Annotated in this window: 7 protein-coding genes and 2 pseudogenes; 5 read left to right on the forward strand and 4 right to left on the reverse strand. The window is 33.9% G+C overall.

The window, feature by feature from the left end; all coding sequences use genetic code 11:
* Window positions 1–843: 843 nt before the first annotated feature.
* On the forward strand, window positions 844–1,359 hold the full coding sequence (locus RINTHH_RS01190) for an LptA/OstA family protein (protein WP_008231837.1): 516 nt from the start codon (window positions 844–846) through the stop codon (window positions 1,357–1,359).
* A gap of 961 nt (window positions 1,360–2,320) precedes the next feature.
* Window positions 2,321–2,505: pseudogene (locus RINTHH_RS10290) on the forward strand (ATP-binding cassette domain-containing protein); the annotation flags it as partial.
* Between the two features lie 678 nt (window positions 2,506–3,183).
* On the opposite strand, the gene metH reads toward RINTHH_RS10290, so the two are convergent.
* On the reverse strand, window positions 3,184–6,738 hold the full coding sequence (gene metH / locus RINTHH_RS01195) for a methionine synthase (protein ID WP_008231842.1): 3,555 nt from the start codon (window positions 6,736–6,738) through the stop codon (window positions 3,184–3,186).
* A 1,118-nt stretch (window positions 6,739–7,856) separates the two neighbouring features.
* On the opposite strand from metH, the gene hflX reads away from it, so the two are divergent.
* Window positions 7,857–9,599: a GTPase HflX gene (gene hflX / locus RINTHH_RS01200; RefSeq protein WP_081606207.1), complete on the forward strand. Its 1,743-nt coding sequence runs from the start codon at window positions 7,857–7,859 to the stop codon at window positions 9,597–9,599.
* 1,809 nt (window positions 9,600–11,408) lie between these two features.
* Here the strand turns inward: hflX and RINTHH_RS01205 are convergent.
* Complete coding sequence (locus RINTHH_RS01205; RefSeq protein WP_008231849.1) at window positions 11,409–12,602, reverse strand: argininosuccinate synthase; 1,194 nt, start codon at window positions 12,600–12,602, stop codon at window positions 11,409–11,411.
* 991 nt (window positions 12,603–13,593) lie between these two features.
* Between RINTHH_RS01205 and RINTHH_RS10295 the strand changes: the two are divergent.
* Window positions 13,594–14,396, forward strand: a pseudogene (locus RINTHH_RS10295) (glycosyltransferase).
* A 183-nt stretch (window positions 14,397–14,579) separates the two neighbouring features.
* Here RINTHH_RS10295 and RINTHH_RS10600 read toward each other — a convergent pair.
* Together RINTHH_RS10600 and acsF are read right to left on the reverse strand one after the other, a co-directional pair.
* On the reverse strand, window positions 14,580–14,726 hold the full coding sequence (locus RINTHH_RS10600) for a hypothetical protein (RefSeq protein ID WP_008231856.1): 147 nt from the start codon (window positions 14,724–14,726) through the stop codon (window positions 14,580–14,582).
* A 462-nt stretch (window positions 14,727–15,188) separates the two neighbouring features.
* Entirely contained in the window at window positions 15,189–16,265 is a 1,077-nt protein-coding gene (gene acsF / locus RINTHH_RS01210; RefSeq protein WP_008231857.1) for a magnesium-protoporphyrin IX monomethyl ester (oxidative) cyclase, read from the reverse strand.
* A 1,338-nt stretch (window positions 16,266–17,603) separates the two neighbouring features.
* Between acsF and coaD the strand changes: the two genes are divergently transcribed.
* Window positions 17,604–18,098 (forward strand): pantetheine-phosphate adenylyltransferase, encoded by a 495-nt coding sequence (gene coaD, locus RINTHH_RS01215; protein ID WP_008231858.1) that lies wholly within the window; start codon window positions 17,604–17,606, stop codon window positions 18,096–18,098.
* The last annotated feature ends 136 nt before the right edge of the window (window positions 18,099–18,234 follow it).

Raw genomic sequence — 18,234 nt, forward strand, 5'->3', positions numbered from 1 at the left:
TGAAAAATACAATTGTAGTTGATCAAGATGTTAACCCTGAGACATTGCAAAAATACCAAAGGACTCAAAACATTTATCAAAAATGGCAATTAAGAGAAAAGAGAGGTAGCAGTAAAGTAATTCCTTAGTTGATTATTATTGAAGTATTTAGGAATAGGGCATCTATAATTTTCATTTCAGCAGCCAAAAGCATTGTTGGTGGTTTTACCTGCTGTGTACTAGATAATGCCACAAAGAAAATCCCAAGGATTGCAATTATCCTCATTTAAATCCACCGAATCTACTCTATACTAATTCCCAAATTCCACCTTTGAAATATTGACATAATTGTTTAGCTTCTTCTAAACTCTGCTGTTCACAGGTATAGTTTGTCCATTAAAAAGGGACAAACTATACCTGATATTACATATACTTTAATAATTCTAATGCCTGGTGTTCACAAACATTAAGGGGTAACTTGGTTAAATCCAAGTTACCCCTTAATGTAAGAAGTACTCACATTTGCGTAGAGTTTCATAACTCAAAAATTCATCCCTAGTTTATAATGGGGTGGAGTTAAAGTTTCATTTAAACTATTATCTAATCAGAATTTTGCTCCATGGGGAGGGGAGACCACTAATTTTTAAAAGGTTTCCTTCCTAGTCTCTTAATATTAATATATGTGTTTACAATTTTGATAATGTACAAACGAGTAACTGCGCTACCCCCTTATTAAGGGCTGATAGTTTTTTATACGTGGGAAAAAAATTTGTAGGCAAAATCTAATTGATACTTTGATTTGTGAGTAAAGAACTGGTTGAGACAATTAAAGTAATGTAAAAGCCAAGGTAAATCCTAAATACTATGAATGTTTCCAGTAAAAAGCCCAAGTTATATGTGAGAGCCTGGGGAATACCCCTTACATTGCCATTTATAACTTTGATCATGATGTTAATAGACAACTATTTATGCCAAAGATCACTCCTGTCGCCCATTTCACATGTTAGTGCTCAAACAATAAGAGTAAAGAAACCTATTACGATACGTTCCGACTTTCAAGAATATGATGCCAAGTCAGAGACCGTTACAGCCAAGGGCAATGTACAAATATTATATCCGGACCTATCCATTCAGGCAACAGCGTCACAGGTACAGTACTTTAGCAAGGATAACCGCATTGTCCTCAGCGGTGATGTTTGCATCCTACAAGATAATAGTAACAGTATTCGTGGTGAAACAGTTACATATCTCATTAATGAAGGTAGGTTTATTGCACTACCTAAAGTCAACCAGCAAGTAGAATCAATTTACATGATTAAGGATATTCGAGTTAAGAGATTGATAAATACGCCTGAGCAAAAAACTTCTCCTTCTATATAATTGATTTTTATTTATCAGTTAATTTAATTTCCTTGATAAAAGCTTAAATTAATACTTGCACAAATATTCAATGGAATTAGTTAATAGCAAAAAATACAGGCAAGTTTGAGTTAGATTTTCGGCATTGTATTTATGAATACTTGACATTAATCAACCATTAATACATCTCTGACTTTACATTGACAATAACATAACCATAATAAATACCCTTTACCAGGAGTTCAAAACTTTGTAATGCTCTATACTAAAAAATAAATGTTAAACAATAAGGGAAAAAATAAGAGCTATATAAAAATATTGTAATAGAAATTGCTGTTGTCATGAATAAATTGCTTGAACAGAGAAGGCTCTAATGCCTTACTAGCTATATTCGTTTTATGCACAAAAAGTATGTTCTGATTTTCTCCAATATTCTTGTAGATTAAGATGTAAAACCTATTTACGAAGATACCAAGACGAATTGCATATTAATGTCTGTCAGAATTTTCGTTTCGACCTAGACTGTGATCAGGCTTCATTAATGAGTAAACAGACTGTAAGGAGCCTTGGAATTTTTTTTGCTTAAGAAAATAGCATTGCTAGAATATCAATTAAATATAAAGGCAGAAAGCACAAGAATTAAAATTGATATTTAAGTTGGTCAAGTTTAACTCCTCGTACAAGTATTTTTGCTGGGGTTACATGCAATGATACGGTGAGTGAGTTTATTATGATTAAACTAAAATCCTAGTGAATGGAACATGTAGTGTTCACCATTTCTATGATTCTATATAATTTTTATTTTGATGGAATTCTAAAATAAACTTCGCAAAGTGAAATTTGTAAAACTTAAACTTTAATCCTGACTTCTCTTGACTCAAATATTAGAGCTTATTTCTTCTTAAGGTAATAAAGTGATAAAACAAGGGTATAAATAGTAAAATTCTTCCTAGAAAATATACATAAGTTTTATGAAAAAAGAATGATAATTAATCATGTGAATCTTTCAGTTACTCAAGGTGAAATATTAGGTTTACTTGGCACTAATGGAGCAGGCAAAAACACTATTCTACATAGCAACAGATCTATAAAAACCAGAAAATGACATGTCTGGTTGATAATAGTGACATTACGCCCTTGCCTATGCATAGAATAGCAAAATTAGGTAATGTCTCAAAAATATTGATCTTTTTCAATATGGGTTAAATGAAATTATAGTTTCAGATACGGAAAAATGAAACCTAGGAGATAATATTTAGGATTTTTATAGTAGCACTATCTATTGAGTTGCTCCTGATCGCTCATATCACAATATTTTCCGCTTTAAACATCAAAAATTACAATTATCTCGTGCTTTCTTAACTTTAGCAAATAAAGGTCGGAATTATCATGAAATGAATATTACTCAAGCTAGAGAACAATTAAAATTAGAATATCTTATGGGATCCGAAATATATTTGTCATACTTATATTTATTTATCGGATATTTAATTTATTGTTTTATATCCTATTTTTTTATACAAAGGTTTTAATTGTAGAATACTAGCATTTATTATTTATATGTTATTATTAACATATAAATATATATTAATATACTTTCATATTGTCATGATATTCATAAATAAATGCATGGAAGAGTAGCTACTAGAATTTATTATCTTAAGGAGTGCATTGAACTTATCTACTGGAATATAAATCTGAATAAAATATATGGTGAAAACTTGAAAAGAATAGTTGTAAGTTCTTGCTAATGAGGAATATTGCTTAATACCATTATGTAAATAGGGATATTCCCTTCCTTAGTAAAGGAAGAGACCTGTTTCACCCACTAAAATTAGGGTTAGGTTATGCGCTAAAGTACTTAGCGGCAGGATGATAGGTGATAATTGCTGTTGTAGATTGTTCCGGGTACAACTGCTCACTTTCATCCATATACATCTTAATTCTCTCAGTTTCCAATAGTTCCAACTGCTTATACTGATCCTGAATCTTCGGACATGCAGGATAACCAAAACTATACCGGGAACCCCGATACCTCTGAGCGAGTATATCCTGGATATTATCTGGTTCTTCCATTTCAAACCCAAGCTCTCGGCGAATTCTTGCGTGTGTCCACTCAGCCAATGCCTCTGCCATTTGTACTCCTATTCCATGGAAATATAAATAATCTGTGTATAAATTATCTGCAAATAATTTCTGAGCAAACTCTGTGACGACTTCACCTACTGTCACAGCTTGCATGGGGAATACATCAATGATTCCTAATTCCTTGGGTGCGAAGAAATCAGAAATGCACAATCGCCCCAGAGACTTTTGCCGAGGAAAATCAAAGCTTGCAACTATTTCCGTACTATTTTTAGTACTTTTATGGTTGTATATGTGTAGGGTATTCCCTTCTGCTTGGCAAGGAAAATACCCATAAATTACCTGAGGATGCAATAATTTCTCCTCGATAACTTGTTGCTTCCAAATCTTCAGGATGGGATATACTTTCTCTTGTAAAAAAAATTGATACTCTGCTCTTGGTTGGCCTTTTGGCTTTCTAAACTGCCACTGTCCAGCAATTAAAGCCTGTAAATCTAAATACCAGAATAAATCCTCAATGGGAATATCTTCTGGTTGTAGCAATTTGGTTCCCCAAAACGGAGGTATGGGACGTTCAGTATCTATATCAACAGCTTTAGAACGACAAGTATCAATAATTAATGGCAACTTCTCAACTTGTACCGACATTTTCCTGTCTGACTCTGGTGACTTATTAATATTTGTAGGTTTCACCAAAGATTCTTCTGTAGTAGACCTCCCTAAAAATCCTTGAATATCATCCCATTGTTCTGCAGCTTTAGCAGTCATAAGTTCATCCATAAAATGCAGGTCAGAGAATGCGTCCTTACCATAAATCACTTTTCCCTTATAGGCTTTTTGGCAATCATTATGGACAAATTTTGGAGTTAAGGCTGCACCACCTAAAATTACGGGAATGGTAATTCCTTTATTGTTAAACACCTGCAAATTTTCTTTCATGAATGCCGTTGATTTTACCAACAAGCCACTCATAGCAATACAGTCGGCATTATACTGATAATAAGCCTCAATAATATTTTCAACTGATTGTTTAATACCCAGGTTAATCACCCGATAGCCATTATTAGAAAGAATAATGTCTACAAGGTTTTTCCCAATATCATGGACATCCCCCTTAACGGTAGCAATAATAAAAGTTCCTTTGGAATTATCTTCTCCTACTTCATTTTTTTCCATACGGGTTTCGAGAAAAGATACGGCTGCCTTCATGGTCCCAGCTGATTGTAAGACGAATGGCAATTGCATTTGTCCAGAACCGAACAGCTCACCTACTACTTTCATCCCATCTAATAAGTAAATATTAATAATATCTAAAGGTGGATATTTTTTAATAGCCTCTGTAAGGACATCTTCCAAGCCCATACGCTCCCCATCAATAATATACTGCTTGAGACGTTCTTCGAGAGGAAGACTATTATCTATCCCCTTATCCTGTTTAGTAGTTACTCCTTCAAACATTTTGGTAAGTTCAGTTAAAGGGTCATAAATGCAGACATCTCCTTCAAATTTACGTTCGTCGTAAATCAATTGATGGCAAATTTCTTGGTGTTTCTTATCGATCTTGGATAAGGGTAGAATTTTGTTTGCACTAACGATAGCTGCATCCATTCCCGCTTTTATACATTCATACAAGAATACGGAGTTAAGTATTATCCTTGCAGTGGAATTTAGACCAAAGGAAACGTTAGAAATACCCAAAACCACATGGCACTCCGGTAATTCTTTACGAATAAGATGAATAGCTTCAATGGTAGCTTTGCCATTTTTCCTGTCTTCGTCTATGCCAGTGGAAATGGGTAGGGCTAAAGGATCAAAAAAAATATCCTGGATGTGTATACCATATTCCAAGGCTTGATGGTAGGCACGTTGCATGATCATAGTTTTTTTCTCGGCAGTTCGTGCCATACCATCCTCATCAATAGTACCAATGACTATTCCAGCACCATATTTTTTAGCTAATTCCAACACCTTCAAAAAACGAGATTCCCCATCTTCGTAATTGGTAGAGTTGATTAAACATTTACCCCCAGCTATTTTTAAACCAGCCTCCATTTTTTCCCATTCTGTAGAGTCTATCATTAGGGGAAGAGTAACATTATTTACTAATCGGGAAATCAGCTCACGCATATCCCGCACGCCATCTCGCCCTACATAATCCACATTCACATCCAAAATATGGGCACCCTCTTTAACTTGTGTTTTTCCTATGGAGACTAGTCCATCCCAATCCTCAAGTTCCAACATGGTGCGACATTTTTTGGAACCACTCGCATTTAATCTTTCACCAATAATCAAGAAAGAATTATCTTGGTTGTATGGTTGATTGATATAGATTGAAGCAGATCCTGCTTCCAATTTTGGTTCTCTAACTTTTGGTGTTAAATCATGGACAATTTCTGCCAGGGCACGAATATGCTCTGGACGTGTACCACAGCAACCTCCAATTACTTGAACACCTAAGTCTTCGATGAAATGCATTAAATTCATCCGTAATTCCATGGGTGTCAATTTGTAATGTGCTTGACCACCAATATTTTCTGGTAAACCTGCATTAGGAATACAAGAAATAATAAATGGTGAATGTTTCGATAGATACTTGATATGTGGCTTCATCAAGTCAGGACCAGTAGCACAATTCAATCCCAAAATATCTATATTATATGGTTCTAGAATTGTTACCACGGCACTGATTTCCGTACCTATCAACATTGTTCCCATAGTTTCTACTGTCACAGAAACCATTAAGGGGCGGCGTTCACGCTTATTAGCAAATACTTCTTCAATTGCATTGAGAGCAGCCTTAATTTGCAACACATCTTGACAGGTTTCAACTAGGAATAGATCTACATTTCCATCAAACAAAGCTTCTGCCTGCTCTAAATATGCATTTTTCAATGCATCAAAATCAATGTGCCCTAGGGTCGGTAATTTGGTTCCAGGTCCCATAGAACCTGCTACAAACCTTGGCTTTTGCGGTGTAGAAAATTCAGCTGCCACTTTCTTTGCTAATTCAGCTGCGGTTTTATTAAGGTAATAAGCTCTGTCAGCCAGATTATATTCTGCTAAGACAATTGATGTGCTACCGAAAGTATCAGTTTCAATTACATCAGCACCAGCAGCAAGGAAACTATGGTGTACTATTTCTACTGCTTCTGGTTTAGAATGAACTAGATATTCATTACAACCCTCATAATCTGCAAGTCCAAAATCCTCTGCTGTGAGGTTTTGGACTTGCAGATTAGTGCCCATGGCACCATCAAATATAATAACAGGTCGCTGGGGGCTATTAAGACGTTCCAAAAAAGAAGAAGTCATATTATCTCAAGTAAATGTGAATGATTTTATTGATTTTTAACTTACAAGTTTAATTAGCTATTTCGTAAAATTCATGACAGAATAGTAGCCTGTGATGAAAATAGACAATATACCAAACATTTGCAGGAAGAGAATAGTGATAACTGTTTATGTTTGATATCAGGCATTTATACCAGGCTATTTTAAATTTTAACTCCTTGGTGTTTAAAGTTATGAGTGTCTAACCTATTAAATAGGAATTAAAAATTATACAAGTACAGGTTTTCAATATCTGATGTTGTTGGGTATAGGGAAAGCTTTATGGTTATTTCGATAAAATCTACACAAACTGTTTTAATGTGGGAGCTAGCAGTAACCTTCACAATATTTTTAAAGTTTGTCAACCTAGCTATTTGGTTTTACTTGAAAACCTTACATCAACTGGGGAATTCTTATTTATAAGGTTAGATTATTACTTTCGAAATCCCTATCGCTATTAGCTCAACTAAGACATCAAACTAAAATACCCAGATTAGTAGGATAAAAATATTTTTATCCTACTAATCTGGGTATTTTAAGGGAAATTCTAACAGGGCTAAGTACAAATTTAAAAACCATTTGTATAGCAAGTAAAATAATTTTCTATAGGGTTACATAGGATGAAGACCAGGTTAATTAATGACTTACACTATTGCTCTATAGAAATTAATCTCACACCTCTAACATGTATACATTTTTTTCTATTTTTTTAACCAAAAGCTTAAGGTATTACAAGCAATATAAAACATCTAAGATATATCCTCATATTATTCTTATTTTACTAATTTAATATGTTTTATAGCCATGTTACAACTACAGAAATAAAGTATTAACAGAGCTATTATTATATTTTGGTATTTTCTTTTACAAAAATATATTTTATAGCCTAGATTAATAATAAAGCCTTACACATACAATGCCAGAACTGCTATGGGGAGTAAAGGTTTATGAAATACGACAACTAAATCTATTTTATTGTAGGCTTGCAAATACTCTCATTGAAGTACAAATTACGGATATATTCTCTTTAGAAACCATGCTGTAAAATATTAGGAATAACAGATGAATTCGGGGGACCATTCAACTGGTCATATACATTTATAGAGACTATCTTCGGTAATCTTCAAGGCTTAAAATCTAACCAACTCAAGCAACTCCAGAGGCTGTATCATCAACGTGTTCCGTATAAGCGTATCATTACACACGAATTTGCCCAAAGGCTAGCGGCCATTAGTGCGAATATCAATCAAATCGTGTGTGTATATCTCAATCGTCGCGGACAAGTTATTCGTGTTGGAGTTGGTTCTCTTAAACAGACTCAGATCCCTTTACAGGAGTTGCCCCGTTATGGTGCTGGACGACTTAGTGGTATTCGTTGCATTACTACCCATATGAAGTCAGAATTTCCCAATGATATTGTTATAAATGTCATGGCGTTACAACGACTAGATGTATTAGTGGTATTAAGTCTAACAAAATCTGGTTTTACTCGTCGTGGTGGTGGAGCTACTGGTTATGTCAAGGAAACCTACTTGGCACACCTAATTCCCCAAGATGCACATGCCTTGATTACTAGTTCATATTCCTTACAAGCGGGAACTAGCAATATTCCCTACCCTAACTGGAGTCTATCTCCAGCTATGAGCTTGGATGTAATGGGAAAACAGGACTTTATAAGCTTAGTAGAGGGGTTAGAAGCTGAATTTCGTAGGGAATTTACTGCTCAAGAAGTAAATAATAATGAACGAGTAATTATTGTGGGAGTAATGACTGGGAGGATAAGCAACCACTCATTTGAAGATACTTTAGCAGAACTGGCACGATTAGTGGATACTGCTGGGGGGTATGTATTACATACCATGTGGCAAAAGCGATCATTGATTCATCCTCAAACTGTGGTAGGAGAAGGGAAGGTAAATGAGATTGCCTTAACAGCACAAACCTTGGGAGCTAATCTGGTGGTTTTTGACAGAGACCTATCCCCTGCTCAAGTCCGTAATTTGGAAGCTAGAATCGGTTTGCGGGTTGTAGATAGAACTGAAATAATTCTAGATATCTTTGCACAACGTGCTCAATCTGGTGCAGGAAAATTACAGGTTGAGCTAGCACAGTTGGAATATATTTTACCCAGGCTTGCTGGCAGGGGTGAAGCTATGTCCCGATTGGGAGGTGGTATAGGTACTCGTGGTCCTGGTGAAACTAAGTTAGAGACAGAAAGAAGAGCTATTAAGCGTCGGATTGCCCGCTTGCAAGGCGAGGTGAATCAACTCCAGGCACATCGAGCTCGATTACGTCAACGCAGACAACATCATGAGGTGCCTTCTGTAGCATTGGTAGGTTATACTAACTCAGGTAAGTCGACCCTACTCAATACCCTCACTAATGCAGAAACTTATACTGCTGACCAGTTATTTGCAACTCTGGACCCAACTACCCGGAGATTATCTGTTCCTCATCCAGATAGAATTCAAACGCAAGAAATTTTAATTACAGATACTGTAGGATTTATTCATGAATTACCCCCATCTTTAATGGATGCCTTTCGTGCTACTTTAGAAGAAGTTACAGAGGCTGAGGCTTTGCTACATTTAGTAGATTTGTCCCATCCCGCCTGGCTTTCGCACATTCGCGCCGTTAGGGATATCCTAGCTCAAATGCCAATTACACCAGGTCCTGCTTTAGTTGCTTTCAATAAAATTGACTGTGTAGATAGTAGCACTTTAATACAAGCACAGGAAGAATTTCCCTTGGCAGTTTTTATTTCTGCCAGTGAGCATCTGGGTTTGGAAACCCTAAGTCAAGGCCTTGGTCAGTTAGTCAATTATGCCTTAATGCCAAGATAGTTATACAGCAGTATCGTTATGTGAATCTGAAAGCAGAGATATAATGGTGATGAAGGAAGTTGCTACTATTATATCTCTGCACCAATTTATTATGAAAAAGTACATTTTGCTCATACTATGAGTAACATTTTAAATATTTAACTTTATAGTGTGGGAATTGTGGCTATTTCATATATCAAGAGGAAATATAATTCTACTGAAATGACTTTGTTTAACTATGAATTTCCCGTATAAGTTTAGGCATTTATTTCCTAAGATATAGAATTTTAAATTGAATGTTAACAAGGAGAGTAACAGTAAAAACTTGAAGCCTAATAAAGAAATCTTCAAGCTAAACTAGCTTACTTATTTATGTAGATATTAGTTACTCTTTTACAAGAGAGGGCTTTGTTATATCCTAAATTTCCAATTTTGGCATCTAGATCATAGAGTAAATATCATTAAGTTACTGCAAATTAATAGTAATAAAAGCATTTTGGTGGATGATATGAAAAAGCCTACTTTGGAGGCCTTTAATTGTACACGATTATGAATACACAAGCGAATTTACTCCTGAAGTAAAACCAGGTAATGTATAAAGCATGTGTTGTTAGTTATACAGATGAAGTCTTATGATATTGCTAGGAAGATGTAGATAAGAGGTTTTATCTCCAGGTTTACTATCCAATTCCTGTACAAATATGCTTCATGTAATTTACATATAAATTATCAATATATATTCTGTTTTGATGGTTTTTTCTAACAACTGTTAGAACTTTCATATTTTTATTTAGACTAATTTATCACTATGATTGTAGTATCTTATATATATTTGGAAAATATATATAATTTCCAGCTATTCAATAATTTCTGATTATTTCTGCCAGTTGGTGAATTTCAATAAGGTTGGGACATTACTACTCTAGGAAAAACTACTTTATTTTTCCTAGAGTGGTTAGTTTATGATGAAATTCTATTTCTTGAATATTTACTTTTAAGTTTATTACCTATTACCAGATAAAAATCAGAATCTTGTTAAGAAGTAAGTTATTTTTCCTATACAATAACAGTTTACCTTTTCATTATTTTATTATTATCAAACAATTGATGGTGTAACCATGATTGTTTGATAACAATAAAGATAGGCATTCAAATACAGAAAAATAATATTTGCTATTGTGTATAAATGTAAAAACTTTTAATTTTTTTGTATCCTATTAAACTCCGAATCTGCTTCATTCATAACATATCTAAGATGTATGTCCTACCATTAGCCCTTTCTGATTTGGCCTTACTTCAAAGTAAGGTACATCTTTGCTTTAATCTACTACTATAAAATTTCTTGAGTAGATTTTTACCTTTTTCCAGAGGAATAGAATCTGCATCTTTCTGGATGCTAAGGAGCCTAATATTGAGAGTGGTCAGCCCTAAAATAAATAATAAATCTCTTACATATTGATTAATTTATATTTTGGTATTCCCATATTATTACTTAAAGCATACTGGAATATTTCCTCGCATTCTATTTACTCAATCATAGGTTTAGGTATGCTAGATATCAACTGAAGATCTTACTGAATCAAATTATGGGTAATTTCCTGAAAGAGGCCTCTGCAGATATATGCTAACGGACATAAAGCTTAAGGTAAATCAAGATACAAGTTTTGATTTAAATTATTTTTACTTTCCTAAAATAGTTTTCATAAAAATTACACGCGCATTATGCTACTATAAAAATCAAAACTTAATACATACTAATAAACTACATAGAAGTCTAAGCTACATAATAGATTGAGGTTTGTACTTTTTAATTAATTTTCTAATCTCTTCCTAATGTTGTGCCCAAATTCGGGTAGGTAAGCCCCAAACATAGATAAATCCTTCCGCAGCCTTATGATCAAATTTATCCTCCGCACTATAGGTCGCTAAGTCATGAGTGTACAGGGAGTGCCGAGAATCCCGTCCTACAATAATTGCATTACCTTTAAATAGTTTTACCTTTATATTCCCAGATACTCGTTTCTGGGTTTGCTGAATAAAGGCATCAAGAGCCACTTTCAATGGGCTGTACCACAAGCCATTGTAAACGATTTGGCTATAGGTTTCTTGGATTTTCTGTTTGTAATGAGTTACATCTGCTGTTAACGTTAAACTTTCTAAGTCTTGGTGTACTTGAGTCAATACCATCATCGCTGGAGATTCGTAAATTTCCCTGGATTTAATACCTACAAGACGATTCTCAATCATGTCTATTCTTCCAATGCCATGATTACCTGCTAATCGGTTTAATTCCTCAATTAGTTGTACTGGAGTTTTAACCTTATTGTTGAGACTAGTTGGAATACCGCTAGTGAAGCCAATATCAATATATTCAGGCTCATCAGGAGTATCCACAATTGCTTTAGTCATTTCGTATATTTCTTCTGGTGGTTCTACTGTTAGATCCTCCAAAATACCTGCTTCGATACTACGACCAAGTAGGTTTTTATCAATACTGTAAGGGGAAGACTTTTTTACGGGGGCAGGTATACCAAACTGTTCACCATAAGCAATGGCTTCTTCCCTGCTCATCCCCCATTCACGTGCAGGAGTGAGTATTTTTAAGTTAGGTTTGAGAGCAGCAATAGAAAGATCAAAGCGTACCTGGTCATTTCCTTTACCAGTACAACCATGGGCAATCGCATCTGCATTGTATTTAGCTGCCATTTCCACTAGAACTTTTGCAATTAGAGGGCGAGCAAGGGCTGTCCCTAGAGGGTAGCGTTGTTCGTAAAGAGCATTTGCCTGAATTGCAGGGAATGCATAATCTTTGATAAAACTATCCTTAACATCTACCACTAGAGACTCACTAGCTCCTGATTCTAATGCCTTCTTTCTAATTATCTCTAATTCATCTCCCTGTCCTAAATTTACTGCTACAGCGATTATCTCTTCTACTCCCCATTCTTTTTTTAGATAGGGAATGCATACTGAAGTATCTACTCCACCAGAATATGCCAAGACAACTTTTTTGGCGTGATCCATTGGTAATTTCCCGATACTATAAATAAAACGATGAACTATTATTATCTAACTAAACTACATATATTCTCCTCCGTAATTATACTAGTTGATTCTCATTATCATGTTAGTGATAACTTACAACCTAATAAATAAAGTAAATATTAAATTCCCTTGTAATTTATACATTTATGATAAATAACATATCAAACTAAAGCCCCGCTAAATAAATAATGATGACTAATCATTTGATGTAAATAAAATGTGTAATAATTTATCTTAGAGATGTAATTACAAGGATTTCATCCTACTATAATAGAATATAAATCTGCTGGCTATTTACAAATAATATTGTAAGCTATTAAATGTAATATCCAAGATCTTTTTATTTAGCTATATATTTATTATATTTAATGATTATAGTTCAATTATCACTTGTAGAATTTGCAGAATGTAATAGGTCTAAAAAGCTGCAAATTCTTTTCGCTAAGGTTGCTAAGCTAATAATATCTTTTAAAGTAAATTACTCCGTTAATTTTGGCTTCTTAAATATAATTTTTTATAAGTTGAATAAAATATTATAAGCCTATCTATATCAGCTATGTATCTATAAAGTATGATTTTTGCAAGTTTGATACATTGGTTTGAGAATGATAAAAATATCAGATAATACCAACTATTTCTTAGTATAGTTGATACTGTAATATCACTACCATCAATTTTACTTATAAAAGCAACTCTTGTAGTAAATATTGAGGATAGTAGCATATCAAAAAAATAATTTTATAAAGATGATGAATCATAGTAAGCAGTATCCACAATTTTTTTGATTTTTGTCATAGTCTACATCAAGTTTATACGCATGGCATGATGTTTAGTGAAATGGGAAATTAATATCCTAAGTAGATTTCAAGAATTAGAATGTTTCCTTATTTATTCATTACCAATCTAAAATTAAATTTTGAAAGAGTAATCTTATACTAGAGATAAATAATTACAATGTTATATGAAGTGAATAGTATTTTTTAGTATTTTTATTCCAACCTATAATCATCTACCTATTGTGGTTAAATATCTTAAGGATTTGGAAAATCAGATACTGAGCAGTCCAAACTTATTAAGTAATTATGAAATTGTGGTAGTAGATGATGATGTTTCAAATGATGATACTTGTCTATGGTTGGAAACCAACAAAACAGAATTCCCCTATGTTTAGATGTTTTCAACAAGCGGACAAAAGACCAGCTATAGCAAGGAATTTGGGGAATTATCTTTACGGATAGTGATTGATAGGTAACAGAGCATTTTATTTGGTCTCATTGCAATACTTTAGTGGAAGGTAGAAAAATACTAGGCAATGATCATTTTTTCGATTATGGTGCTGTTATTAACACTTATAATTTTGATGTACTTACTTCTCTGCTGCTTTCTTTGCTACTAGAAATGTTGCTATTTATAAGCACTGGTTAGAAATTACTGGATTATTCTATACTAGTTTTCAATAGTATGGCTGGGAAAATTTAGAACTAAATATAAGGCTAAAAAGTCTTGGACTAAAGATGATAAAGTGCCCCCAGCTTTAACAGCTGTTTACTATTAGCATGCAACCTTTAGTTTAAACGAAATACCCTACTTAATTAATAAGGAAATTCAACAGGGACATATGGGAGTTTTCTTTTATAAAAAGCACCCCATATGAGAAAATCACTTGGTTGCATCGCATATTATGGGGTTTTGTTTCCTTAAAGTGGGTTGTTAAATGAAAAAATAATGTCCCCCTTTCTAAAATTATTAATTGATTTTGGGAGGCCACAGTAGGCATTAGTAATTCTGCGAATTTTCCTCAATGAGTATAATCTGAAAGAGTGTGCGTGAAACTTATAGGAAGATAACTAGACTAAGTAGTAAGGGAACAAGAAGAATTTTCGCTGATACTGCTTATGTGAATTACTCTGTTGATAAAAGCTACTTTATAGATACGACTCAGTAATTGGTTAATTACTACAACCAACAGTTGAAGGAAAAAAGAATAACCTGATCACCAATTAGTCGCATAACTAAAGTAATTAATAATTCATTTTCATGATAATGACCCACCTCTGGCTCTGTTAACCTCACTACTATAGTCTTGGTTGCAAGTAAAAACATGAAAGAGGATAGGATTTTATTTATAAGATGAGTCTCTAGCTTTCCTAGCCTCCATCTTATCTCTTTAAGGAAGTGCTTTATACTAAATTGGGATGGAAATATGGTGGATTTTCTTGACAATTCTCCAAGTAGAAGTCTTAATTGAACAACATGATAAATTTGCTTGTAAATTAAGACTAGATAAAAATTTAACAACCTAATGGAGCAAATCCTGAATATTGAGTAGAGATTCAGCTCAGAATGGTTAATATGAGTAATGACTTGATTAATTAGGAAAAACTTTCGATTCTTTTATACTTGGATGGGGATATGGAGCAAAAGTTATAAATAACTGGAGTTCAGATTCTATAACTCCAGTTAGTAAGTAATTGTTATTTATATTTAGGCACGTGTAGGATTGCATTCTAAAGATTAAGTAATCCTACTCCTGCTCAGAACTACTTAATCTTTACCTTTTATAGTCTAGCCTATAGCACCTGTTACCAGGGAAACATTAATTGGTTTCATAAGATAAAGTTTTAATAATTGCCAAGCATTAGAAGTATAAAGCGGCAATTTTTTAAATGTCTGCAGGAATTTGGGAGTATTAGAATTAGTGATTGTGGTTAATTTTTCATTGTTTTTGACACAAACTTCTAAGCAATCATAAAATTTTGGAGACTCTACATTCAGTATTACGGGAAATACACGTCCAGCTGTTTCGTTGGTTTTCTTAATCACATACTTATCGTAATCCCGAGCATCCAAACCAATAGCAGCATAAAAATCATGGCGCTGTATGTCATTGAGGTACATAGTGGCAAATACGGACAGCAGAAAAAAGCGACACCATAACCGTGCTTTCCAATCATTTAGCATCTGTGGTTGTGCTCTCATAACAGCATCAAAAAAGTCACCATGTCGGTTCTCATCTTGACACCAGTTTTCAAACCAACGGAAAATTGGATAAATTCTGTCTTCTGGATGTTTCTCCAGATGGCGATAAATTGTGATATAACGCCAATAACCAATTTTTTCTGACAGATAAGTAGCGTAGAAAATAAACTTAGGTTTGAAGAAAGTATAATTGCGGCTCTTAGTTAAAAACCCTAAATCTAGGGACATATTGAAGTCAGACATTGCCTTATTGAGAAACCCTGCATGACGAGCCTCATCACGAGACATAAGGGTAAAACATTCAGCCAAAATGGGACTTTTATTTTTTAGACGACGACCCATCTCTTTGTATAGCAAAAAGCCAGAAAATTCGGCTGTGCAAGAACGTTCTAAGAATTCTATAAATAACTTACGGGTTTTCCCATCAATATGATCCCATGACTGCTCAAACTCAGCATCTCGAACAAAGTGATGGCGGTTGTAGTCAGTGCGAAATTCTTCGAGAATAGCCCTTAACTCATCTTCATTGCAGGAGATGTCCATACGTGCCATCTCATCAAAATCTGTAGTGTAAAAACGAGGTGTTAACAGAGTTTCTTGTGCTGGGATTTTTACCCCTGGGCGCAGCTCATCAGAGCCTGATTTCTTGAGAGATTCTACCATATCTTGATTGTCATGAGTGTGTTGAGAAAGCTAAAGTATTGATATGAAATAGGCGCGAAGGAAAGCCTTTAGTAGTTAAAAAATAAGAACATTCCACTGCCTGAATCCCAGTCTAACAATGCAAAGGGCAAGAAAAAGAGGGGTAAATATTAAGAGTTGCAACAATCTTTATGTTTTTATAATGATTGGCGGGATAAATCCTAAAATACTTAGGTCTCGTATTTTTAGTTTTGAACTGTGTAATATTACACGCTATCATTTTTTTACTATGAAGAAGAGTTTTGCAGTATTAAAAAATTAACTCTCATTTATAAATGGGTTGCTTCTAGGGAAAACTTGTAAAGTTTTCCTTTCTCAAATTTGTTTTTGGATTCCCCTATAAACCATAGGTTATTCCCAGGTAGTACTAAGAAATTATACTTGGTTAACTAATATGAAAAATATGCTAAGTAGAATTTATTTATGATTTTTTTTCTGTAAAATGAATCGATAGGGTCCCAAATATATAAATAAGTTATGATAGTCAGAATCTCAGGCTTGATAATCCTCAATAAAGTCCGCAAATATAAATTGCAATGAAACCAATGTACCATAATCCAGGAGCCTAGATACTAGGTAATAATAACCACATATATTAGTCTAGCAAAAACAATTCTGTTGTCAGCTTCAACCCTGCAAAAATTCATACTGTAGTGTTTTTATGAAGCTTTTTTATTAGGAAATGAAAGAAATAAAGGGACTAGTAGCTAAATGGGGAAGTACTAGATGCTAAACTTTGAGAGAATATTGAAGCAGGGTTTGCTGACTATAACCTGTAAAGGCACTAAAACACAAAATAATTGAAAGTTTGCACAGGAATAATTCAACGTTATCATAATAAAAAGCATGCGATTTCCATTTCATATCAAAATATTTTTGGTGCAAGGTATAACTCTTGATTACTAAGTACCCAGGGTATATTTTATATTCTGTTTCACCTTAAATTGTATCCAAAAACTTAATTTACTAGAATTTTGATTCCACAAGAAAAAGCTTTTTTACTTATTACTTAAGAAAGTTGTTAATAATGATATTGCCCGGTTATTATTGTGGTGCTATTTGCTACTCTAAATAAACTTCCAACAATTTATGGTCGCAATAAACCCTGAGGTTTGCTGTACCATATATTATATATTTTGACTGCTTCAATTATTTTTATACGTAGGAAACTATTACTTATTTTTCTATTCTCATACTCCAACACAATATTTACTAATATGCATTCCGTATGATGAAGAGTGATAGACAACTAAAAGATATAATTTTTTAAGGTAAAGGGTAAAAGAGGTATACCAAATTATGATCGCCATTTATCCAGGCAGTTTTGACCCCATCACTTTAGGACACCTCGATATTATTCGGCGTAGTGCCAGGCTTTTCGATAATGTTGTGGTGGCTGTATTGTGTAATCTCAATAAAATGCCATTGTTTCCAGTAAAACAGAGATTAGAGCAAATCCGTCTATCTACACAGAACTTACCTAACGTTGAGGCTGATACCTTTGATGGTTTAATCGTTAACTATGCTCAAATGCGACAGGCACAAGTTCTACTTAGGGGGTTGAGGGCTATTTCTGACTTCGAAGTAGAATTACAAATGGCTCATACTAATAAAACACTTTCTACCCAGATTGAAACAATTTTTTTAGCTACCTCTAATGAATATAGTTTTTTAAGTAGTAGTGTTGTAAAAGAAATTGCAAGATTTGGCGGTTTTGTTGATCATCTAGTTCCCGAACACGTTGCTCAGGATATTTATAAACACTGTATGCCTAAACATCTAATGTCCAAGTAGATTATATTAATAGGGATAAATACCCTCAAAAAATTCATGAGAGTAAGAGGTTGGCTATTAAGAAAATATTACTCTCAGTATCATGCAGATATCCTTGGTTTGCAAGACTATAATCTCTGAATGAAAACCATTATAA

This window comes from Richelia intracellularis HH01 (assembly GCF_000350105.1).
Classification (GTDB): Bacteria; Cyanobacteriota; Cyanobacteriia; order Cyanobacteriales; family Nostocaceae; genus Richelia; species Richelia intracellularis.

Excerpts from the sequence above, each read along its gene's own strand:
- RINTHH_RS01190 (WP_008231837.1), top strand. The coding sequence starts at position 844 with ATGAATGTTTCCAGTAAAAAGCCCAAGTTATATGTGAGAGCCTGGGGA.
- metH (WP_008231842.1), bottom strand. The coding sequence starts at position 6,738 with ATGACTTCTTCTTTTTTGGAACGTCTTAATAGCCCCCAGCGACCTGTT.
- RINTHH_RS01205 (WP_008231849.1), bottom strand. The coding sequence starts at position 12,602 with ATGGATCACGCCAAAAAAGTTGTCTTGGCATATTCTGGTGGAGTAGAT.
- RINTHH_RS10600 (WP_008231856.1), bottom strand. The coding sequence starts at position 14,726 with ATGTTTTTACTTGCAACCAAGACTATAGTAGTGAGGTTAACAGAGCCA.
- acsF (WP_008231857.1), bottom strand. The coding sequence starts at position 16,265 with ATGGTAGAATCTCTCAAGAAATCAGGCTCTGATGAGCTGCGCCCAGGG.
- coaD (WP_008231858.1), top strand. The coding sequence starts at position 17,604 with ATGATCGCCATTTATCCAGGCAGTTTTGACCCCATCACTTTAGGACAC.